Annotated in this window: 17 protein-coding genes and 1 pseudogene; 5 read left to right on the forward strand and 13 right to left on the reverse strand. The window is 61.5% G+C overall.

What is annotated here, in order from left to right; genetic code table 11:
* Positions 1 to 18 precede the first annotated feature (18 nt).
* The 7 genes and pseudogenes from bamA to CIT25_RS14625 form a co-directional block, all read right to left on the reverse strand.
* The gene (gene bamA, locus CIT25_RS14595) at positions 19 to 2,391 is read right to left on the reverse strand and encodes an outer membrane protein assembly factor BamA (protein WP_095485248.1); all 2,373 of its coding nucleotides are present in this window, start codon (positions 2,389 to 2,391) and stop codon (positions 19 to 21) included.
* A 217-nt stretch (positions 2,392 to 2,608) separates the two neighbouring features.
* Positions 2,609 to 3,751, reverse strand: coding sequence for an RIP metalloprotease RseP (rseP, locus tag CIT25_RS14600; RefSeq protein WP_095485249.1), 1,143 nt, complete (start codon positions 3,749 to 3,751; stop codon positions 2,609 to 2,611).
* A 103-nt stretch (positions 3,752 to 3,854) separates the two neighbouring features.
* Complete coding sequence (locus tag CIT25_RS14605) at positions 3,855 to 4,670, reverse strand: phosphatidate cytidylyltransferase (RefSeq protein ID WP_095485250.1); 816 nt, start codon at positions 4,668 to 4,670, stop codon at positions 3,855 to 3,857.
* Positions 4,667 to 5,410, reverse strand: a pseudogene (locus tag CIT25_RS14610) (isoprenyl transferase); the annotation flags it as partial. The gene CIT25_RS14605 and the pseudogene CIT25_RS14610, both read right to left, overlap by 4 nt.
* An 11-nt stretch (positions 5,411 to 5,421) precedes the next feature.
* Entirely contained in the window at positions 5,422 to 5,976 is a 555-nt protein-coding gene (frr, locus tag CIT25_RS14615; protein WP_095485252.1) for a ribosome recycling factor, read from the reverse strand.
* A 125-nt stretch (positions 5,977 to 6,101) separates the two neighbouring features.
* Positions 6,102 to 6,824, reverse strand: coding sequence for a UMP kinase (gene pyrH, locus CIT25_RS14620; protein WP_095485560.1), 723 nt, complete (start codon positions 6,822 to 6,824; stop codon positions 6,102 to 6,104).
* Between the two features lie 138 nt (positions 6,825 to 6,962).
* The gene (locus CIT25_RS14625) at positions 6,963 to 8,069 is read right to left on the reverse strand and encodes an aldo/keto reductase (RefSeq protein ID WP_095485253.1); all 1,107 of its coding nucleotides are present in this window, start codon (positions 8,067 to 8,069) and stop codon (positions 6,963 to 6,965) included.
* A 113-nt stretch (positions 8,070 to 8,182) separates the two neighbouring features.
* On the opposite strand from CIT25_RS14625, the gene CIT25_RS14630 reads away from it, so the two are divergent.
* On the forward strand, positions 8,183 to 9,121 hold the full coding sequence (locus tag CIT25_RS14630) for a LysR family transcriptional regulator (RefSeq protein ID WP_095485254.1): 939 nt from the start codon (positions 8,183 to 8,185) through the stop codon (positions 9,119 to 9,121).
* Positions 9,122 to 9,129: 8 nt separating this feature from the next.
* On the opposite strand, the gene tsf is transcribed toward CIT25_RS14630, so the two are convergent.
* From tsf to CIT25_RS14660, 6 genes are all read right to left on the reverse strand, one after another.
* On the reverse strand, positions 9,130 to 10,053 hold the full coding sequence (gene tsf, locus CIT25_RS14635) for a translation elongation factor Ts (protein ID WP_095485255.1): 924 nt from the start codon (positions 10,051 to 10,053) through the stop codon (positions 9,130 to 9,132).
* 118 nt (positions 10,054 to 10,171) lie between these two features.
* Positions 10,172 to 10,969, reverse strand: coding sequence for a 30S ribosomal protein S2 (gene rpsB / locus CIT25_RS14640; protein WP_095485256.1), 798 nt, complete (start codon positions 10,967 to 10,969; stop codon positions 10,172 to 10,174).
* A gap of 177 nt (positions 10,970 to 11,146) precedes the next feature.
* Complete coding sequence (locus CIT25_RS14645) at positions 11,147 to 11,758, reverse strand: LysE family translocator (protein WP_095485257.1); 612 nt, start codon at positions 11,756 to 11,758, stop codon at positions 11,147 to 11,149.
* Positions 11,755 to 12,033, reverse strand: coding sequence for a DUF4031 domain-containing protein (locus CIT25_RS14650; protein ID WP_029352779.1), 279 nt, complete (start codon positions 12,031 to 12,033; stop codon positions 11,755 to 11,757). Before CIT25_RS14650 ends, CIT25_RS14645 begins: the two co-directional genes overlap by 4 nt.
* Positions 12,034 to 12,104: 71 nt before the next feature.
* Positions 12,105 to 13,403 carry a hypothetical protein gene (locus CIT25_RS14655; protein ID WP_095485258.1) on the reverse strand — a complete coding sequence of 433 codons (1,299 nt, stop codon included), beginning with the start codon at positions 13,401 to 13,403 and terminating at the stop codon, positions 12,105 to 12,107.
* 103 nt (positions 13,404 to 13,506) lie between these two features.
* Positions 13,507 to 14,337, reverse strand: coding sequence for a cell envelope integrity EipB family protein (locus tag CIT25_RS14660; protein WP_095485259.1), 831 nt, complete (start codon positions 14,335 to 14,337; stop codon positions 13,507 to 13,509).
* A 138-nt stretch (positions 14,338 to 14,475) separates the two neighbouring features.
* Here CIT25_RS14660 and CIT25_RS14665 point away from each other — a divergent pair, with 138 nt between their 5' ends.
* Genes CIT25_RS14665 through CIT25_RS14680 form a run of 4 tightly spaced genes read left to right on the forward strand, consistent with a single transcriptional unit; the run spans position 14,476 to position 17,394 of the window.
* Positions 14,476 to 14,940, forward strand: a complete 465-nt coding sequence (locus CIT25_RS14665; protein ID WP_095485260.1) for a RidA family protein — start codon at positions 14,476 to 14,478, stop codon at positions 14,938 to 14,940.
* 7 nt (positions 14,941 to 14,947) lie between these two features.
* A complete protein-coding gene (locus CIT25_RS14670; RefSeq protein WP_095485261.1) occupies positions 14,948 to 15,676 on the forward strand; it encodes a glycerophosphodiester phosphodiesterase in 729 nt (242 codons plus the stop codon).
* A gap of 41 nt (positions 15,677 to 15,717) precedes the next feature.
* Complete coding sequence (locus tag CIT25_RS14675; protein WP_095485262.1) at positions 15,718 to 16,935, forward strand: GNAT family N-acetyltransferase; 1,218 nt, start codon at positions 15,718 to 15,720, stop codon at positions 16,933 to 16,935.
* Between the two features lie 27 nt (positions 16,936 to 16,962).
* The gene (locus CIT25_RS14680) at positions 16,963 to 17,394 is read left to right on the forward strand and encodes an HIT family protein (RefSeq protein ID WP_095485263.1); all 432 of its coding nucleotides are present in this window, start codon (positions 16,963 to 16,965) and stop codon (positions 17,392 to 17,394) included.
* The last annotated feature ends 47 nt before the right edge of the window (positions 17,395 to 17,441 follow it).

Consider the following 17,441-nt stretch of genomic DNA (forward strand, 5'->3'; position numbering starts at 1 on the left):
AAACATCGTTGCCGCCGATCAGAAGCGGGTCGATATGCCGAAGTTGAATTCCTGCACGTCGTCGGTGTCTTCCTTGAGGACCGGGATCGCATAGTCGATGCGGATCGGGCCGAACGGCGACGCCCACATCAGACCAACGCCGACCGAGGCGCGCCACTGCATGTCGGTTGTCGATTGATCGACCAAATCAGCACTGACCTTGCTGCCATAGAGCGTTGCCGCATCGGCGAAGACCGCGCCGCGCAGGCCGAAGCTCTCCGGAATGACCGGCATTGGGAACTGGGCTTCCGCCGAGGCGTTGAAATAGGTGGTGCCGCCGAGATGGTCATCAAATCCGTCCGAGTCGACGGGGCCGATGCCGCCATAGGCAAAGCCGCGGATCATGCGGTCACTGCTCTGGAAATGATCGAAGATGCGCAGATCGCCGCCGCCGAAGCCTTGGACGTGGCCTGCCCCGCCCGAAACCAAGCCGACCAGATCAAGCTGCTCCGACAATGTCTGGTAGACGCTGCCACGCGCCGTCACCTTGACGAACTTGGCGTCACCGCCGAGCCCGGCCACCTCCGTGGTGACATTGGCGTAGATGCCCTCATGCGGGTTCTTCATGTCGTCGATGGTGTTGTAGACCAGGCCGAGACTGACCGACGACTTGAGCCACGGGCTTTCCTGAATACCTTCAAAGATTGCCTCAGAGACGTCGCAGCCGGCGTCGGGCTCGCCATCATTGTCAACATCGCAGTCGTCATCGAGCTTATACTTCTCCTGCGAGATATTATACGCAAGCTGCGTCGAGATGTTGTCGGTGATCGGCAGGCCGAAGCGCACTGTCGCGCCTATCGTCTCGCTCTCGTATTCGTCGTAGTTCCTGGTCCGGTTGAAGACATCGAAACCGGCAGCGATACGCCGCCCAAGGAAATAGGGTTCGGTGAAGGAGAAGCTGTAGTCGCGCGAATTCTTGCCGCCGCCCGCCGACAACTTGATGAACTGGCCGCGTCCGAGGAAGTTGCGCTCGGTGATCGAGCCTTCGATGGATGGGCCTGACGTGTCGCCGCCGGTCGAATAGCCGGCGCCAACCGAGAACTCGCCGGTCGATTTCTCGACCACGTCGACCACGAGCACCACTTGGTCTGGCTCAGAGCCGGGCACGGTGGAAACCTCGACTTTTTCAAAGTAATCGAGCGCTTCCAGCCGCTTCTTCGCGCGCTGGATGAGAACCTGGTTGAAGGCATCGCCCTCACTGACGTCGAATTCGCGACGAATGACATAGTCGCGTGTCCGGTCGTTGCCGCGAATCTCGATGCGTTCGACATAGGCCTTGGTGCCTTGGTCGATCGTATAGACCACCGAAATGGTGTGGTTCTCGAAATTGCGGTCGCCGCGCGGCGTCACCTGAGCGAAGGCATAGCCGGAACCGGCAACCTTCTCGGTCAGCGCGATGATGGTGTCTTCAACGTTCTTGGCGTTGTAGACATCGCCCTTGTGGGTCTCGACCACCGACTGCAGCGACGCACCGTCGACCTCGGGAATCGTGCTCTCGACGCTGACCTCGCCGAATGTGTAGCGATCGCCCTCCTGCACGGTGATGGTCACCGTATATTTGTTGGTGGTCTCGTCGAGTTCGCCGACCGCGGAAACCACCTGGAAATCGGCATAGCCGTGATTGTAATAGAAACGGCGCAGCAGCTCCTGATCGGCGCGCAGCTTGTCGTCGTCATAGACGTCGTCGCGCAGCACGAACGAGAGGAAGGTCGAGCGCTTGGTTGAGATGACGTCGGACAGGCGACGGCTTGAATAGGCGCTGTTACCGACGAAATTGACCGCGGCGATCTGCGTGCGGCCGCCTTCGTTGATGTTGAAGACCACGTTCACGCGGTTGTCGCCGAGATCCATGATCTGGGTGGTCACGGCGGCGTCGTCGCGACCGATACGCCTGTAGGCGGCCTTGACCGCCTCGACATCGGCATCGAGCGCCTGCTGCGAGAATGTTCCGCGCGGCTTCAACTGAACCGCGGCCGCAAGGGCGTTGTCCTTGAGCTTCTTGTTGCCTTGGAACAGCACCTGGTTCACGACCTGATATTCGGAAACCTTGACGACCAGCGACGAACCGACCTGGTTGATCTGGACGTCCGAGAACAGCCCGGTGCCGAACAGCGCCTTGACCGCATCGTCGATATCGGCGCTGGAAAAGGCCTTGCCGGGCTTGATTGTGATGTAGTTGCGGATCGTGTCGGCGTCGACACGCTGATTGCCGCTGACTTCAACTCTTGAGACAACAGCGGCCTCGGCCGCCGATGTGGCAACGAATTGCACTGCGAGCGCACCTGGCACGACCAGAGCGGCGGACAGGGCCACCGCGGACGCGGCGCTCAAAAACTTGGATGCTGCCTTCATCGGGCTTTTGTACCTTTTCTCGAAGTCCCCACGGCGAGAAAACCGGACGTGCGGTAATTTCCCCTACCGTATTAACCGGATTTTCCCTACACGCAAGGCTCCTGGTTAATTTGTATTTACTTAACCCTGTTGCGTGGCTTTCGCGTCACGCATATCCCCATGCATGGTAAACGGCGTCTCAACGTTGGCTGTGCCGAAGCCAAATTTCTTCATGATTTCAGCACCCAAACAGATCGTTCCAGAAAACGAACCCCATGAAGCCCAACACGAGCATGAAGCCAGCCCTATAGCCCATCTCCATCATCCGCTCCGACACCGGTCGCCGAATGACGGCCTCCACGCCGTAGAATAAGAGATGGCCGCCGTCGAGGGGGGGAATCGGCAAAAGGTTGAGAATGCCGATGCCGACCGACAGCAGCGCGACAAGTTGCACAAGCCAGTCGAAGCCCAATTTCGCCGCCTGCCCCGACATCTTTGCGATCTTGATTGGGCCGCCCAGCTGGCATTTGTCTTCGCGCCCGACGACGAAACGCTGCAGGAACTGACCGGTGCGCTGAATGATGTATCCCGTCTCCTCGACCGCCGCCCCTACCGCTTCGATCGGGTTGTAAGTGACTAGCCTGGGTTGGCCGAATTCCTGATTGTTGACGACGCCGATCACGGCCACTTTGACCTTGTTGCCCAGCCCATCTTGCTGCTCCATCAGCTCCGGCGTCGCCGTGGCGGTGATCTCCTTGCCGTCGCGCAGCATGACGAAGGTGATAGCATCGCCGCCGCGGCCCGAAACCAGGCGCTGGACGTCGGAGAACGTCTGGACCTTGCTGCCGTTGACGCTGACGAATCGGTCACCGGGCAGGATGCCAGCCCTGGCGGCCGGACTGCCGGCGGTGACTTCAGCCACCATTGGCTCCATCACAGGGCGGCCATAGGCGGAAAACAGCACCGCAAAGACGGCAATCGTCAGCAGGAAATTGAACAGCGGGCCGGCCACCACAGTCGCCGCGCGCTTCCAGACCGGCTGCGTGTGAAAGGCAATCTTGCGTTCGGCAGTGGTCAGCGATTCGAGCTCCTCCGAGCTGGGCTGGCTCGATGTGGCATTCATGTCGCCGACGAATTTGACATAGCCGCCAAGCGGAATGGCGCAGAGTTTCCAGCGTGTGCCATGGCTGTCATTGAAGCCGAAGAGTTCCGGGCCGAAGCCAATCGAAAAGGCCTTTACGCCGATGCCGCACCAGCGGCCGACGAGGTAATGGCCCATCTCGTGGACGAACACGACCACGGTCAGCACGAACAGGAAAGGCACCAGCGTGCCGAGGAAAAAGCCCTCCGTGCTGAAAACCGCGTGAAGAATCTCGTTCAACTCATGTCCTCAAAACTCGTCCGCAGCACGGGCGTACCGCGACTGTGACATCAATCCAGGCGAATCCATGGCGCATCCTGCGCAAGTCAAGACACAATGCCGATCAAGCTGGAAACAGCCCCTGCGCCGGATGGTCGGCGGTCGCCGAAATCCAGCCGATGACGTACAGGGCGAAGGCCGCCGCGACAAGCCCGTCGACCCGGTCCATGACACCGCCATGGCCAGGTATCAGCGTGCCCGAATCCTTGCGGTCGTGGCGGCGCTTCACCCATGATTCGAAAAGGTCGCCGGCCTGGGCGACGATCGAAAGCACGAGCGCAACGACGCCAAGCACTGCGAGATTGCCGGCTCCGGCCGCGGCGGCCAAAAGCAGTCCGGCAACCACGCCGCCGACCGCGCCGCCGAGTGCCCCGCTCTGCGTCTTGCCGGGCGAGATCGACGGCGCCAGTTTCGGGCCGCCGACAGCGCGGCCGACGAAATAGGCTGATATGTCGGTCGCCCAAACCACCGCGAACAGGAAAAGAATGGCGACGAGGCCGGGATGATCGCCGTCGCGCAAAAGAGCAAGCGACAGGCCAGAAATGGCGGCATAGGCAAGGCCTGACGGGTCCCACTGTCCCGTTTGGCGCATCGAACCCACGACCACGGTGACAACGACCATCACTGCTCCAAGAAGCAGCAGCCAGGACGCAGGCAGGCCGGCAACCAAGGCGACGACGAAGACCAGAAGCAGCGCATCCGGCAGAAGACCAAGACCCGTGGCGGCGACCGGGCGGCACATTCGCGTCCATTCATAGAAGATCAGGATCGACATGGCGGCGCAAAGCAACCGGAAAGGCAGTCCGCCGAGCCAGGTCAGACCAAGCGTGACGACGGCAAGCACGATGGCGGAAATAACACGAAGCTGGAGGTTGCTCATCCCTTGGCCGTCACGGCGACGTCTTGAGAGCCAAGCCCGCCGAAACGGCGCTCGCGGCCAGCGAAATCGCGCAATGCGTCGGCCAAATGCTCGCGGCTGAAATCGGGCCAGTAGCAAGGCAGGAAGACGAGCTCGCTATAGGCCGCCTGCCACAGAAGAAAATTCGACAGCCTGAGTTCGCCGCTGGTGCGGATGACCAGTTCAGGGTCCGGAATACCCTGGGTATCGAGAGAGCCGGCAAAGGATTCGGCCGTGATCGCCTCGCTGTCGAGCTCGCCGCGCGCCACCGCCGAGGCAAGCTTGCGCGCCGTGCGCACGATCTCGTCACGCCCGCCATAGTTGAAGGCGATGACCAGGGTCAGCGCCTCGTTGCGCATGGTCAGCGTTTCGGCCTCTTCAAGCAGGGTCCTGATATCAGGCTGCAACCCTGCCCTGTCGCCGATGATCCTGACCCGCACGCCGCTCTGGTGCAGTTCGGCGAGATCGCGGCGGATGAAGATTTTCAAGAGGCCCATCAGGTCGCTGACTTCGGACTTCGGTCGCGACCAGTTTTCCGACGAGAAAGCGTAGACGGTCAGGAAGGAGATGCCGAGGCCAGGAGCGGCGCGCACCGTGTTGCGCAGCGCCTCGACGCCGGCACGATGCCCGGCAAGCCGCGGCATGCCGCGCGCTTTGGCCCAGCGTCCGTTTCCGTCCATGATGATCGCGACATGCGCGGGGCTTGTCATAGTTTCGCTTTCGGGTCGGACCCTTAAACCTGCATGATTTCGGCTTCCTTATCGGAAAGCAGATGGTCGATGGTGCCGATCATCTCGTCGGTGAGCTTCTGGACCTGGTCGGACCGCTTGCGCTGATCGTCCTCGCTGATATCGCCGTCCTTTTCCGCCTTTTTGAGAAACTCCATGCCGTCCCGGCGCACGTGGCGCACGGCGATGCGGGCATTCTCGGCATAACCGTGCGAGATCTTGACCAGCTCCTTGCGGCGCTGCTCGTTGAGCTCGGGCAGCGGAATTCTAAGATTGGTGCCGTCGACGATCGGATTGAAGCCGAGATTGGATTCGCGGATGGCGCGATCGACCGCGCCGACCATCGACTTGTCCCAGACCGAAACCGAAATCATGCGCGGCTCCGGCACCGACACGTTCGCCACCTGGTTGATAGGCATGGTGGTGCCATAGGCCTGCACCTGGATTGCGTCGAGCAGGTTGCTCGAGGCGCGACCGGTCCGCAGCGAAGCCAGATCGTGCTTGAACGCAGCGATCGCCCCGTCCATGCGCCGTTTGAGATCATCGTATTCGCCACTCATCATCGTCTCCTCGACCCGTTAGCCCGGGTTCACTGTTCAGGGATAACCCCGTGTTCGAGCCTCAATCCGAAACCGGCTCCCGCTTTTCGCTTACGCGGACCCTCGGTTCGGGATAGTGCTCCCGATCAGTCGTCCGCGACGACCGTGCAACGGCCGCCGCCCCTCAGAATATCACCGAAACCACCCTTCTCGTGGATCGAATAGACGATTATCGGAATGTTGTTTTCGCGCGCAAGTGCAATCGCGGCTGTATCCATGATCGAAAGGCCGCGTTTTATGACGTCGCCATGGCTGATGCGCTCGAAGCGTGTAGCATTCGGGTCCTTCTTGGGATCGGCCGAATAGACGCCGTCGACCTGCGTGCCCTTGAACAGCGCATCGGCGCCGATTTCCGCCGCGCGAAGCGCCGCGGCCGAATCGGTGGTGAAGAACGGATTGCCGGTGCCGCCGGCGAAAATGACGACCTTGCCCTGGTTCATGTAGGCGGTCGCCTGGCGCTGCGAAAAGCTCTCGCAAAGCTCTGGCATGGCGATTGCCGACAGCACCACCGCGTCGACGCCGATCTTGTTCAGCGAAGTGCGCAGCGCCAGCGAGTTGATGACGGTGGCGAGCATGCCCATGTGGTCGCCGGTGACCCGGTCACCGCCCTTGGACGCAACCGCCACGCCGCGAAAGATGTTGCCGCCGCCGATGACGACGCCGACCTCGATGCCCAGGGCGCGGGCCTCGGCGATGTCGGCAGCGATGCGATCGACCACCGATACGTCGATGCCGAAATGCTGTTCACCCATCAGCGCTTCGCCCGAAGCTTTCAGCAAGACACGTCGATAGAGGGGCTTCACCGTCATCTGGTCCTCATCATTATGCGTGTGACGCGTCTGGGGCGGCTTCCCCGCGCAGGCGCTGCCCCGAAACATTGGCGTTCCGATACACGAAGGGCGCCGCGATGTCACGCGGCGCCCGAGCCGGAAAACTCTCTTCCCCTCTTAGCTTACGCCAGCAAAAGCACCTTGCATGAGCAGATCCGGCAGATAGCCAGCCGGCTTATCGCCGACCGCCTGGCCTCCCGTAAGGCCGCCCTGTATTTCCGAGCCGAAGAACGAATACGGAAAGGGTGTGATTGGTCGGCTCACCGCATCGAGCCGTGCCCGAAGCTCCTGCGGAATGTCGAAATCGAGCGCGCCGAGATTGTCCTTGAGTTGATCCAGCTTCGTCGCACCGATGATCACCGACGCAATGCCGGGCTGGGTCGCGGCCCAGTTCAAGGCGACCTGAGCCATGCTGCGGCCGAGCTGACTTGCGACCTTTTCCAGCTCGGCGACGATCTCCCAGTTGCGATCGTTGAATTTCTGAAACCCAGGATTGGTCGAGCCGCGCATCGTCTCCAGCCTGCCGCCTGCCCCATTCACTGTATCGGAACGATATTTCCCGCTGAGCAGACCGCTGGCCAACGGGCTCCAGACCATTATACCCGCACCGTGGCGCGTGCCGAATAGCACGAACTCATGTTCGATGTTGCGCTCCGCCAGCGAATATTCGAGCTGAAGCGCCGAAACCGGTTCATAGCCGCGGTGCTCGGCTACCGACTGGGCCCGGCTTGCGTACCACGCCGGCACGTCCGACAGGCCGACATGGCGGATCTTTCCGGCGCGGACCAGATCATCCAGCGTCCGCATCACCTCCTCCGGAGGCGTCAGCCTGTCCCAGGCATGCAGGATGTAGAGATCGATATAATCGGTGCTGAGGCGCTTCAACGAGCCTTCGACCGCGCGGATGATGTTCTTGCGGCCGTTGCCTCCGGCATTCGGATTGCCTTCTTCGAGGTTCATGCTGAATTTGGTGCTGATCACCGCCTTGTCGCGCAGCCCACGCTCGGCGATGAATTCGCCAAGCCAGGTTTCGGATGTGCCTCCGGTATAGGCGTCGGCCGTATCGAAGAAATTGCCGCCGGCCTCGACATAGGCATCGACCATCGCGCGGGCCGTTTCCTTTTCGGCTCCCCAGCCCCATTCCGTGCCGAAGGTCATAGTGCCGAACGCGAGGCGGGTGACACGCAGCCCGCTGTTGCCGAGCGTGTAATAGGACATGGTCATGGGTCGTCTCCTTGCTGCTTACAGAATTGGTGTTCAATGCAGCCTAGATGCGCCTCCTCTGTCCGATTGATAAGTTTGCATTATTAGCATGGACTATGCGATATTGTTCATGAATGGATCGAGACCTGCTCAGCCATCTTCCTGTCGTCGTCGCTGTGGCGCGGCGCGGCGGCTTTGCCTTGGCCGCCGCCGAACTCGGCATGAGTCCGTCGGCAGTCAGCCATGCGGTGCGGCTGGTGGAGGAGCGGATCGGCCAACCGCTGTTTGCCCGCACCACGCGCAGTGTCGCTCTGACTGAGGCCGGCGAGGCGCTTGTCGCGGCAGCGGAGCCGGCGCTGGAAGACATCGCGGACCGGATGGAGCGTATCCGCTCGGTCAAAGGCAGAGCGAGCGGGCTGCTCAGGATCAACGCGCCGCGCATTGCGCTGCCTCTGGCCCTGATGCCCATCCTGTCGGCAATGGCGGAGCGTTATCCCGACGTGACGGTGGAGATCGTCACCGACGAACGCTTGAGCGACATCGTCGGCGAAGGTTTCGACGCTGGCATCCGGCTTGGCGAGATGATCGCCGAGGACATGGTGACGGTGCGGCTGACCCAGCCTTTCCGCACCATCGTCGTCGCCTCTCCGGCCTATGTTGGCCGTCATGGACAGCCACCGACGCTGGCCGATCTCTCGGCGCACAACTGCATCGGATACAGGCTGCTGCGATCGCGTGCTCTCTACCGCTGGGACCTGAACGACCAGGGCAAGGATATCAGCGTCGAGACGCGCGGCAGCGTCGTCCTCACCGATCCGCTTTCGGCGCGAGATATGGCGCTGGCCGGCATCGGCCTCGCCTATCTGTTCGAGCCGCTTGTCCGGGCTGACGTAGAGGCCGGCCGGCTGGTAGAAGTCCTGCGCGACACCTCGATCGATGAACCGGGGCTGTTCCTCTATTTTCCACGCCGGGCGGCGATGGCGCCGAAGCTCAGGGCCTTCATCGACACCGCGCAAGAAATCGGCCGGGCATCCTCGCGGACACCCGGCCGTAAAGTCTTTTCAGAAAGATAGAGTGCGGTTTACTTCTTGACCGCTGCCGCGACTTCCGCCGCGAAATCGGTCTCTTCCTTCTCGATGCCCTCGCCGAGCGCGAAGCGCAGATAGGCAGTGATCTTGGCCGGTGCGCCGATTTCCTTTTCGGCATCCGTCAGCGCCTTCTCGACGGTGATGTCGGGATTGAGCACAAAAGCCTGCTTGAGCAGCACGACCTCTTCGTAGAACTTGCGCAGACGGCCCTCGACCATCTTCTCGATGATCGCTTCCGGCTTGCCGGACTGGCGCGCCTGGTCGGCGAAGATCGCCTTCTCGCGCTCGACCGCGGCCGGATCGAGCTGTTCCGTCGTCAGCGCCATCGGGTTGGTGGCGGCGACATGCATGGCGACTTGGCGGGCAAAGGCGTTGGCTGCCTGCGCGTTGCCTGTTGTTTCGATGGCGACCAGCACGCCGAGCTTGCCAAGGCCGTCGGCAACCGCATTGTGGACGTAGGTCGCAACAGCGCCGTGCTCGACGGTGAGCTTGGCCGAACGGCGGAAACCAAGATTCTCGCCGATCGTGCCGACAGCGTCCTTGATGGTCTCGGTGACCGACTTGTCCGAACCCGGATACGGCGCGGCTGCGACGGCCTCGGTCTTGCCACCATAGGCGAGCGCGACCTTGGCGACCTTGGCGACGATCTCCTGGAAGGCAGCGTTGCGGGCAACGAAGTCGGTCTCGGAATTGACCTCGACGACTGCCGCCTCGCGGATACCGGAATCGACGCCGATGAGACCCTCGGCCGCGGTACGGCCGGCCTTCTTGTCGGCCTTGGAGATGCCCTTCTTGCGCAGCCAGTCGACGGCCTCTTCCATGTTGCCGTTGGTCTCGTTCAACGCCGCCTTGCAATCCATCATGCCCGCGCCGGTCAAGTCGCGGAGTTCTTTGACCTGTGCAGCCGAAATGCTCATTGTCGCCTCTTTGTTTTAAAATGCACCGACGCACCACCGGTCCTCGATGATGCGCCTGGCGCCAGCGCTTAGCGCGCCAAAATATGAGAAAGATGAAGGCCGAAACCGGCCTTCGCTGTTACGCTTCCGGAGTCTGGGCAGCCGGTGTCTCGGCGGCCGGCGTCGGCTCGAGTGCCGGCTCGACCGGAGCCTCGGCCAAAGCGCCGACATCGACACCGAGCGCGCCCTGCTGGCGAGCGATGCCGTCGATTGCAGCCTTGGCGATCAGATCGCAATAGAGCTGGATGGCGCGGGCCGCGTCATCATTGCCCGGAATCGGGAAATCGATCTTGTCCGGATCGCAGTTGGAATCGATGATGGCGACGACCGGGATGCCGAGACGCTTGGCCTCGAGGATGGCGATCGCTTCCTTGTTGGTGTCGATCACGAACATCAGGTCGGGCGTCGAGCCCATGTCCTTGATGCCGCCCAGCGCCTTGTCGAGCTTCTCGCGCTCGCGATCGAGGTTGAGGCGCTCCTTCTTGGTGAGCCCCTGGGCCTCGCCGGCCAGCATCTCGTCGAGCTTGCGCAGTCGCTGGATGGAATTCGAGATCGTCTTCCAGTTGGTCATCATGCCGCCGAGCCAGCGGGAGTTGACATAGTACTGGGCCGAGCGCTGCGCGGCGTCGGCGACGATGTCGGACGCCTGGCGCTTGGTGCCGACGAACAGCACGCGGCCGCCCTTGGCGACGGTGTCGGAAACCTGCTTCAGCGCCTGGTGCAGCAGCGGCACCGTCTGCGAGAGGTCGATGATGTGGATGTTGTTGCGGGCGCCGTAGATATAGGGCGCCATCTTCGGGTTCCAGCGGTGGGTCTGGTGGCCGAAGTGAATGCCAGCTTCCAAAAGCTGACGCATGCTGAAATCAGGCAGAGCCATTCTAAAGTTCCTTTTCCGGTTAGCCTCCACGGACACAGGCATTTTTGGACTTTGTCCTCGAACGCCACCGGAGGTTTCAGCCGGATTTCTCCCGGGCAGACACCAAAGTCCGTGTGTGGAATGAGCGCGCATATAGAGGGGATGCGCGACAAACGCAAGCGCTGCGGTGTGTTGTGCTCAGCGTGCGGCGATCAGCGCACCGGTGCCGATCATGGCGCCGCCGGCAAACCTGCTCATCAAGCGCATCCGTCTTGGCGTCTTGAACCAGCTCGAAGCCTGCCCGGCAAGCACCGCATAGACGCCCATAGTGATAATGTTGACGCCGATCACGACCGCAACCACGAGCAGCCCCTCAGCGAAGGTCATTGCGTTGAGATCGAGGATCAACGGCATGATCGAGGCGTGGAACAGGATCGCCTTGGGGTTGCCCAATGCGATGGAGACGCCGAGGTAAAACGATCGAGACAGTCTTGCCTGCGTTACCTCCAGTCCATCCGATCGCGCGGAAGCCGATCGCCACATCCTGATGCCAAGAAACATCAGATAGGCAGCACCCGCATATTTCAGGATGAGAAAAACCCATTCGAAGGTCTGTGCCAGTGCCACGAGACCGAGCAGCGCCAAAGTCACCAGCACCGCGTCGCCAGCGGCGATACCGAGGCCAGCCAGGAACGCGCGAACGAACCCGCGCGAGACGCCGTTGGCAATGACCGTGAATACCGCCGGGCCAGGCGTGGCGGCGGCGAATGTGATCGCAGCGCAGTAAGCCAAAAATGCCGTCAACGTCATGGCCGTATCTTCCCCTTCGGCACGCGGACACGCCGGAAAACAGCGACGATCTCCTCGCGGCTGCATTCGATGGCGCCTAACCGCACCGCGCGGTCGCGCTCGAAGCCGGTTATGTCATAATGCGGCGCCGATGTCTTCGGCGGTCCCTGATAGGACGAGCGCTTGACGCCGAGCTGTGCTGCAAAACGATGCAGCTCGTCGGTGTCGTCGGCCAGCAGGTGACACCAGCGGTGGCCGACCCATTTCCAGATCGCCGCGTCGACATAGACCGCCATGAGGCTTGCCGCACTCCTTCATCTTGCGCCGACCAGCGGAGCCGCAGCTCACATAGAGCCAAGATCCAATGCTAGCGATGATAGAAGGGATTCGGATAGAAAATGAAGCCGCCGGCGGCTTCGAGTTCGGCTACGGTCCTGGTGACGGCCTCCTGCATGCGGCTGTGCAACTCTGCAAGCGCATCTTCGATCGAGCCGGGATAGGCGTGCAATCCCAACGGCTCCGGCACCCGGATATGAGCGCAGCGCGGCCCGGCCGGTTGCGGCACGAAGCGGTTGACCGTGTCGCGCAGCGTGCCTTTGCAATAATCATTGCGGATACGCTTCAGATGCTCGGCGATCTCCTCTTGCGTGATGCGCGGGTTGGCTGAGGCCCACTTCCCAACGCGTTGGAGACGCTGGATCGTGTCCGCCAGCGCCCGGACCTGTTTTTGCCGTTCGGCGTCACCGGTGTTTTCCCGCAGCCAGCGGCGCGACCGGCGCAAAAGCTCGGCAGCCTCGTTGGCGCCGGGATCGACCGAAATACCCTCCCCCAGACGCCGGCTCAGCTCGAACAGCAGTTGCTTTTGACGCGCGGCATACGAAGCCCGCTCGTCGGGCGCCATGCCGCAGGCAATCTCATCGCGCGACAGCAGCGTCGCATAGATGTGGTGGACGCGCTCCGGCAGCGTATCGCCGGCACGGCGCTCGATCTTCAGGCTCTTCTCGACATAGGCGCATTCCTGCGCCAGAGCCGGCTCGACATTCTTGGTGAAGGCGAGCTTCCAGACAACCGGCGCGATCCAAACCCTAGAATCCTGATCGGTGGCGCGAGCGCGCTTGAGCGCTTCGAATCCCATCTCGACCGCGCCCGGGAGAAGCGGACCGACAACATCGGCATGCCAGCCGACGCCGCCTTCGGGATGCAAGAGCACACCATGCCCTTTCAGCGCCCAGGCGATCGAGTGTTCCTTGGCAGCCCCACTGTTGCCGGGAATCTGGGCGATCAGATTGTTGGCCAGCCAGAATTTCTGCATGATCCGGCCGAGGCCGTTGACGACGCCATGCGTGGCCCATGATGCCGCGAGCGGACTGACCTGCGAGACGATCTCCTTGTCGATCATCCAGTCGGTAAAGAATTCCGGATGGTTGGGCGTGATGAACGTCGCCTTGCCTGGCCCGCAACAGGCCTTCAGCCGCTGCCGGTCGTCGTCGGGAAAGTCGATATGGCGGACATTGGCGACGCCGCGCAATCCGGCCAGGCGGTTGAACGGCAACAGGTCGCGAAATCCGGGAATGCCGTGCAGCATGACAAGCCGGTTGACGACAGTCATGATCCTGATCAGCGCCGGATTGGGCCTCGGCGCCACGAACACATCGATTCTGTTCAACCCATCCCCCCGATCGACCCGTCGGCGTAGAGGTTGAGATGCAATTGCGGCGTGTTCAAGTCATTCGCCGCCGCCGCTTTGTGGCGTGGTTAAGCTGAAAGCCCTATTTCGGCGGACAGGCCTTCGACTGATCGAACAACGACAGATTGACCAGCTTGCCGGTCATCGAGAACTCGCCGTAGTCCATGACGAGGTCGCGCGTGATGCCGTTCTCATGCAGCTTGAAGCTGATCCGGTACTCCGGCACCTCCTCGCCTGTCTTGTCGGTGCCATCGAAATAGGCGATGTCGACTGGCCAGTATTTGTCGGTGGCGAGTTTCGCCAGTGCCGGCGCTTCCGGATCGGTCTTGTCGGCATCGGCTTTCTTGCCGACGACGACGGTGGTGGTCATCACCTTGTCTGCATCTTCCGAGCCGTCGAACAGATTGGTTTCGTAGAAATTTTCGCCCTTTTCGGCCTTGTCGATCAGCTCGACCAGATGCTGGGTCGGAAACTGGGTGGCGGCCAGTTCGAGGCTGTTCTTCTCCGGCTTGTCGATGTCGACCTTGAGGCCCTTCGTCTCCTTCGTCGCCGTGCCCTTGACCTCCTTGTCAAGGTTCTGGTCGACAAAGGATTTTGTCACGAACGAGAAAGTCTTGCCTTCGGCGTCCTCGAAAGTGGTCGTCTGCTGGTCGGTCAGCTTTGTTGTGTTGTCGTTGGTGGCAATCTGGGTGACGAAGCGAAACTTCACCGTGTAGCCTTCGCAAGGCGAGCCGTTGAACTCATAGACCATGCGGCCGGAAATGCCAGTGATGCCCGAGCGGTCGGAAGCCTTGTCCAGGCTCAGATCATAAACCGCGCGATGCGCCTGCAGTGCCGGCACGGCAAAAGCCGGCGCCATCGAGAACACCGCTGGCAGCAGGACTGCATGGAATGCGAGACGTGTTGCGCGCATGAGGAGCTCCGATGATCGCGCCTGATGGCAGGCCGCAGGGAAAGATGGTCCAGCTTAAAAAAAGTCGTGGCGGAAGCGAGGCAAAAATAGCAATTTCGGCCCGACCTGCGCGGCGTCATCAAGCAATAGGGAAATACCATGAATGAAACAATCGAAAAGCGGCTGAGCGACCTCGGCGTGACGCTTCCGATCGCCGCCGCGCCCGCCGCCAACTACGTGCCCTTTTGCAGGTCAGGCAATCTGCTGTTCACCGCCGGACAGCTGCCGCTCAAGGACGGCAAGGTGCAGGCGAGCGGACTGCTCGGCCGCGATGTCGACACCGCAACTGGCAAGGAAGCGGCAAAATACTGCGCGATCAACATATTGGCGCAGGCCAAGGCAGCACTTGGCGATCTCGAGAGAATCCGCCGCCTGGTGAAGATCACCGTCTTCGTCGCCTCGGCGCCCGATTTTGTAGAGCAGCATCTGGTTGCCAACGGCGCCTCGGATTTTCTGGTTGCAGTGCTTGGCGATCACGGCAAACATGCCCGCTCCGCCGTCGGCGCCGCCTCCCTGCCGCTTAATGCCGCAGTGGAAATCGAAGCCATTTTCGAAGTCGAATGAGCCAGACATGACCGACCTTTCCTGGCTGACCGCCCGACCCGTGGCCCATCGCGGCCTCCACGACATGAACAAGACGCGCTGGGAGAACACTCTCTCCGCCTTCGCCGCGGCAGCCGAACGCGGCTATGCGATCGAATGCGACGTGCATCTGTCGTCTGACCGCATCCCGGTCATCATCCATGACCGTGATCTGAAGCGGCTGACCGGCCAGGACGGTTTCGTCTGGCAGCGCACGGCAGCGGAAATGACGGCGCTCAAGATCGGCGGCACATCGGACCATCTGCCGACCCTGCAGCAGGCACTCGACCTGGTCGATGGTCGTGTGCCGATGGTCGTCGAGCTGAAAGGGGCCCCCGGCCATGACGAAGGCCTGGTGGAAAGCGTCGGCAAGATGCTCAAGCGCTACAAGGGCAAGGCGGCAATCATGTCGTTCGACCACTGGCTGATCCGCGATTTCCCGAAACACGCGCCCGGCATTCCGGGCGGGCTGACCGCCTATGGCAAAGACACACCCCTGATCGAGGCGCATTTCGCCATGCTGGCGCATGACATCGCCTTCACCTCCTATGCCGCCGGCGACCTGCCGAACCGGTTCGTCTCCTTCGTGCGCGAAAGGCTCAAAATGCCGGTAATCACCTGGACGGTGCTCGACCAGCCGGCGGTCGACCTGACCTTCAGATATGCCGATCAGATGACGTTCGAAGGATTCGAACCCGATCTTATACAGGTCGCTTGAACCGGGCTTGCATGGACCGGCATGGAGCTTAAATAAGCCCAATGGATCAAGGCGATGAAGGCGACGGGCAAACGGCGAATGGAGAGTATGCGATCCGGATTGCCTCCGGCATCGGAGCTTTTACCTGCGCGGAATGGGATGGCCTCGGCAGCACCACCCGCGGCGATACAGAAAACGGCTACAACCCTCTCGTTTCATTCGCTTTTCTGAGCGCGCTTGAAGATTCCGGCTGCGCCGTGCGGCGCACCGGCTGGCAGGGCCATCATCTCAGGCTGGAGACAGCGCAGGGAAAACTGCTCGGCGCCGTTCCCTGCTACCTGAAATCGCACAGCCAGGGCGAATATGTTTTCGACCACGGCTGGTCGGACGCGTTTGAGCGCGCCGGCGGGCGCTATTATCCAAAACTCCAATGCGCCGTGCCGTTCACGCCGGTCACCGGCCCTCGCCTGCTGGCCAACAAGGGCGAGGACAGTTGCGCAGTGAAAGCCGGCTTGGCAGCAGGCCTGAAGGCGGTGACGGAAAAGCTCGGCGTGTCTTCCGCGCACGTGACCTTCGCGCAGGAAAAAGATGTTGGGGCATTGGAAGCGGCGGGCTTCCTGCACCGCACCGACCAGCAGTTCCACTTCTTCAATGAAGGTTTTTCGACCTACGACGATTTTCTCGCCACTCTGGCATCGCGTAAGCGCAAGGCGTTGAAGAAGGAGCGGCGCGAGGCGCTCGCTCACGGCATCTCGATCGACTGGCTGACCGGCAAGGATCTGACCGAAAGGGTCTGGGACGACTTCTTTGCCTTCTACATGGATACCGGCAGCAGGAAATGGGGGCGGCCCTATCTCAGCCGCGAGTTCTTCTCGATGATCGGCGAGCGCATGGCCGACGACATCCTGCTGGTGATGGCCAAGCGCAATGGGCGCTACATTGCCGGCGCCATCAATTTCATCGGTTCCGATGCGCTCTACGGGCGCAACTGGGGCTGCATCGAAGACCATCCCTTCCTGCATTTCGAGGTCTGCTATCACCAGGCGATCGACTTCGCGATCGACCGCAAGCTGAAAGTGGTCGAAGCGGGCGCGCAGGGCGAGCACAAGCTGGCGCGTGGCTACAGGCCGGTTACCATGCATTCGGCGCATTACATCGCGCATCCCGGCTTGCGCAACGCGGTCGCCGACTATCTCAGGCGCGAGCGGCGTGAAGTGGAGCGGATGGGCGGCTATCTCGAAGAGCACACCCCGTTCCGCAAGGATCTGGCGGACGATTAAAGTAAGGCACAATCGGGAGCGCACGCCATGGCCGACCCCACCTACGACAGCAACAATATCTTCGCGAAAATCCTGCTCGGTGAAATCCCGTCGCATCGCGTCTATGAAGATGACGCGGTCGTCGCCTTCATGGACGTAATGCCGCAAGGGCCGGGTCATACACTGGTTGTGCCGAAGGCGCAGTCGCGCAACCTGCTCGACGCGGACCCAGCAACATTCGGCCCGCTCTTTGCCGTCGTGCAGAAGGTGGCGTTAGCGGTGAAGAAGGCTTTCGGCGCCGATGGTGTCACCATCCTGCAGTTCAACGAGCCTGCCTCGGGCCAGACCGTCTATCACCTCCATGTCCATGTCATTCCTCGCTTCGAAGGAATTCCTTTGACGCCGCATAGCGGGCAGATGGAGAAACCGGAAGTATTGGCTGAGAACGCTGGTAAGATACGAACGGCGCTGGGAAACTGAAGCTGGGCGTCGCACACAACGCCCCCGACCACTCATTATCCAATAAA

This window comes from Mesorhizobium mediterraneum (genome assembly GCF_002284565.1).
Classification (GTDB): Bacteria; Pseudomonadota; Alphaproteobacteria; order Rhizobiales; family Rhizobiaceae; genus Mesorhizobium; species Mesorhizobium mediterraneum.

What these genes read in the sequence shown, in the direction of transcription:
- bamA (WP_095485248.1), bottom strand. Translation starts at nt 2,391, where the DNA reads ATGAAGGCAGCATCCAAGTTTTTGAGCGCCGCGTCCGCGGTGGCCCTG.
- CIT25_RS14605 (WP_095485250.1), bottom strand. Translation starts at nt 4,670, where the DNA reads ATGAGCAACCTCCAGCTTCGTGTTATTTCCGCCATCGTGCTTGCCGTC.
- frr (WP_095485252.1), bottom strand. Translation starts at nt 5,976, where the DNA reads ATGAGTGGCGAATACGATGATCTCAAACGGCGCATGGACGGGGCGATC.
- pyrH (WP_095485560.1), bottom strand. Translation starts at nt 6,824, where the DNA reads ATGACGGTGAAGCCCCTCTATCGACGTGTCTTGCTGAAAGCTTCGGGC.
- CIT25_RS14625 (WP_095485253.1), bottom strand. Translation starts at nt 8,069, where the DNA reads ATGACCATGTCCTATTACACGCTCGGCAACAGCGGGCTGCGTGTCACC.
- CIT25_RS14630 (WP_095485254.1), top strand. Translation starts at nt 8,183, where the DNA reads ATGGATCGAGACCTGCTCAGCCATCTTCCTGTCGTCGTCGCTGTGGCG.
- tsf (WP_095485255.1), bottom strand. Translation starts at nt 10,053, where the DNA reads ATGAGCATTTCGGCTGCACAGGTCAAAGAACTCCGCGACTTGACCGGC.
- rpsB (WP_095485256.1), bottom strand. Translation starts at nt 10,969, where the DNA reads ATGGCTCTGCCTGATTTCAGCATGCGTCAGCTTTTGGAAGCTGGCATT.
- CIT25_RS14645 (WP_095485257.1), bottom strand. Translation starts at nt 11,758, where the DNA reads ATGACGTTGACGGCATTTTTGGCTTACTGCGCTGCGATCACATTCGCC.
- CIT25_RS14650 (WP_029352779.1), bottom strand. Translation starts at nt 12,033, where the DNA reads ATGGCGGTCTATGTCGACGCGGCGATCTGGAAATGGGTCGGCCACCGC.
- CIT25_RS14660 (WP_095485259.1), bottom strand. Translation starts at nt 14,337, where the DNA reads ATGCGCGCAACACGTCTCGCATTCCATGCAGTCCTGCTGCCAGCGGTG.
- CIT25_RS14665 (WP_095485260.1), top strand. Translation starts at nt 14,476, where the DNA reads ATGAATGAAACAATCGAAAAGCGGCTGAGCGACCTCGGCGTGACGCTT.
- CIT25_RS14670 (WP_095485261.1), top strand. Translation starts at nt 14,948, where the DNA reads ATGACCGACCTTTCCTGGCTGACCGCCCGACCCGTGGCCCATCGCGGC.
- CIT25_RS14675 (WP_095485262.1), top strand. Translation starts at nt 15,718, where the DNA reads ATGGATCAAGGCGATGAAGGCGACGGGCAAACGGCGAATGGAGAGTAT.
- CIT25_RS14680 (WP_095485263.1), top strand. Translation starts at nt 16,963, where the DNA reads ATGGCCGACCCCACCTACGACAGCAACAATATCTTCGCGAAAATCCTG.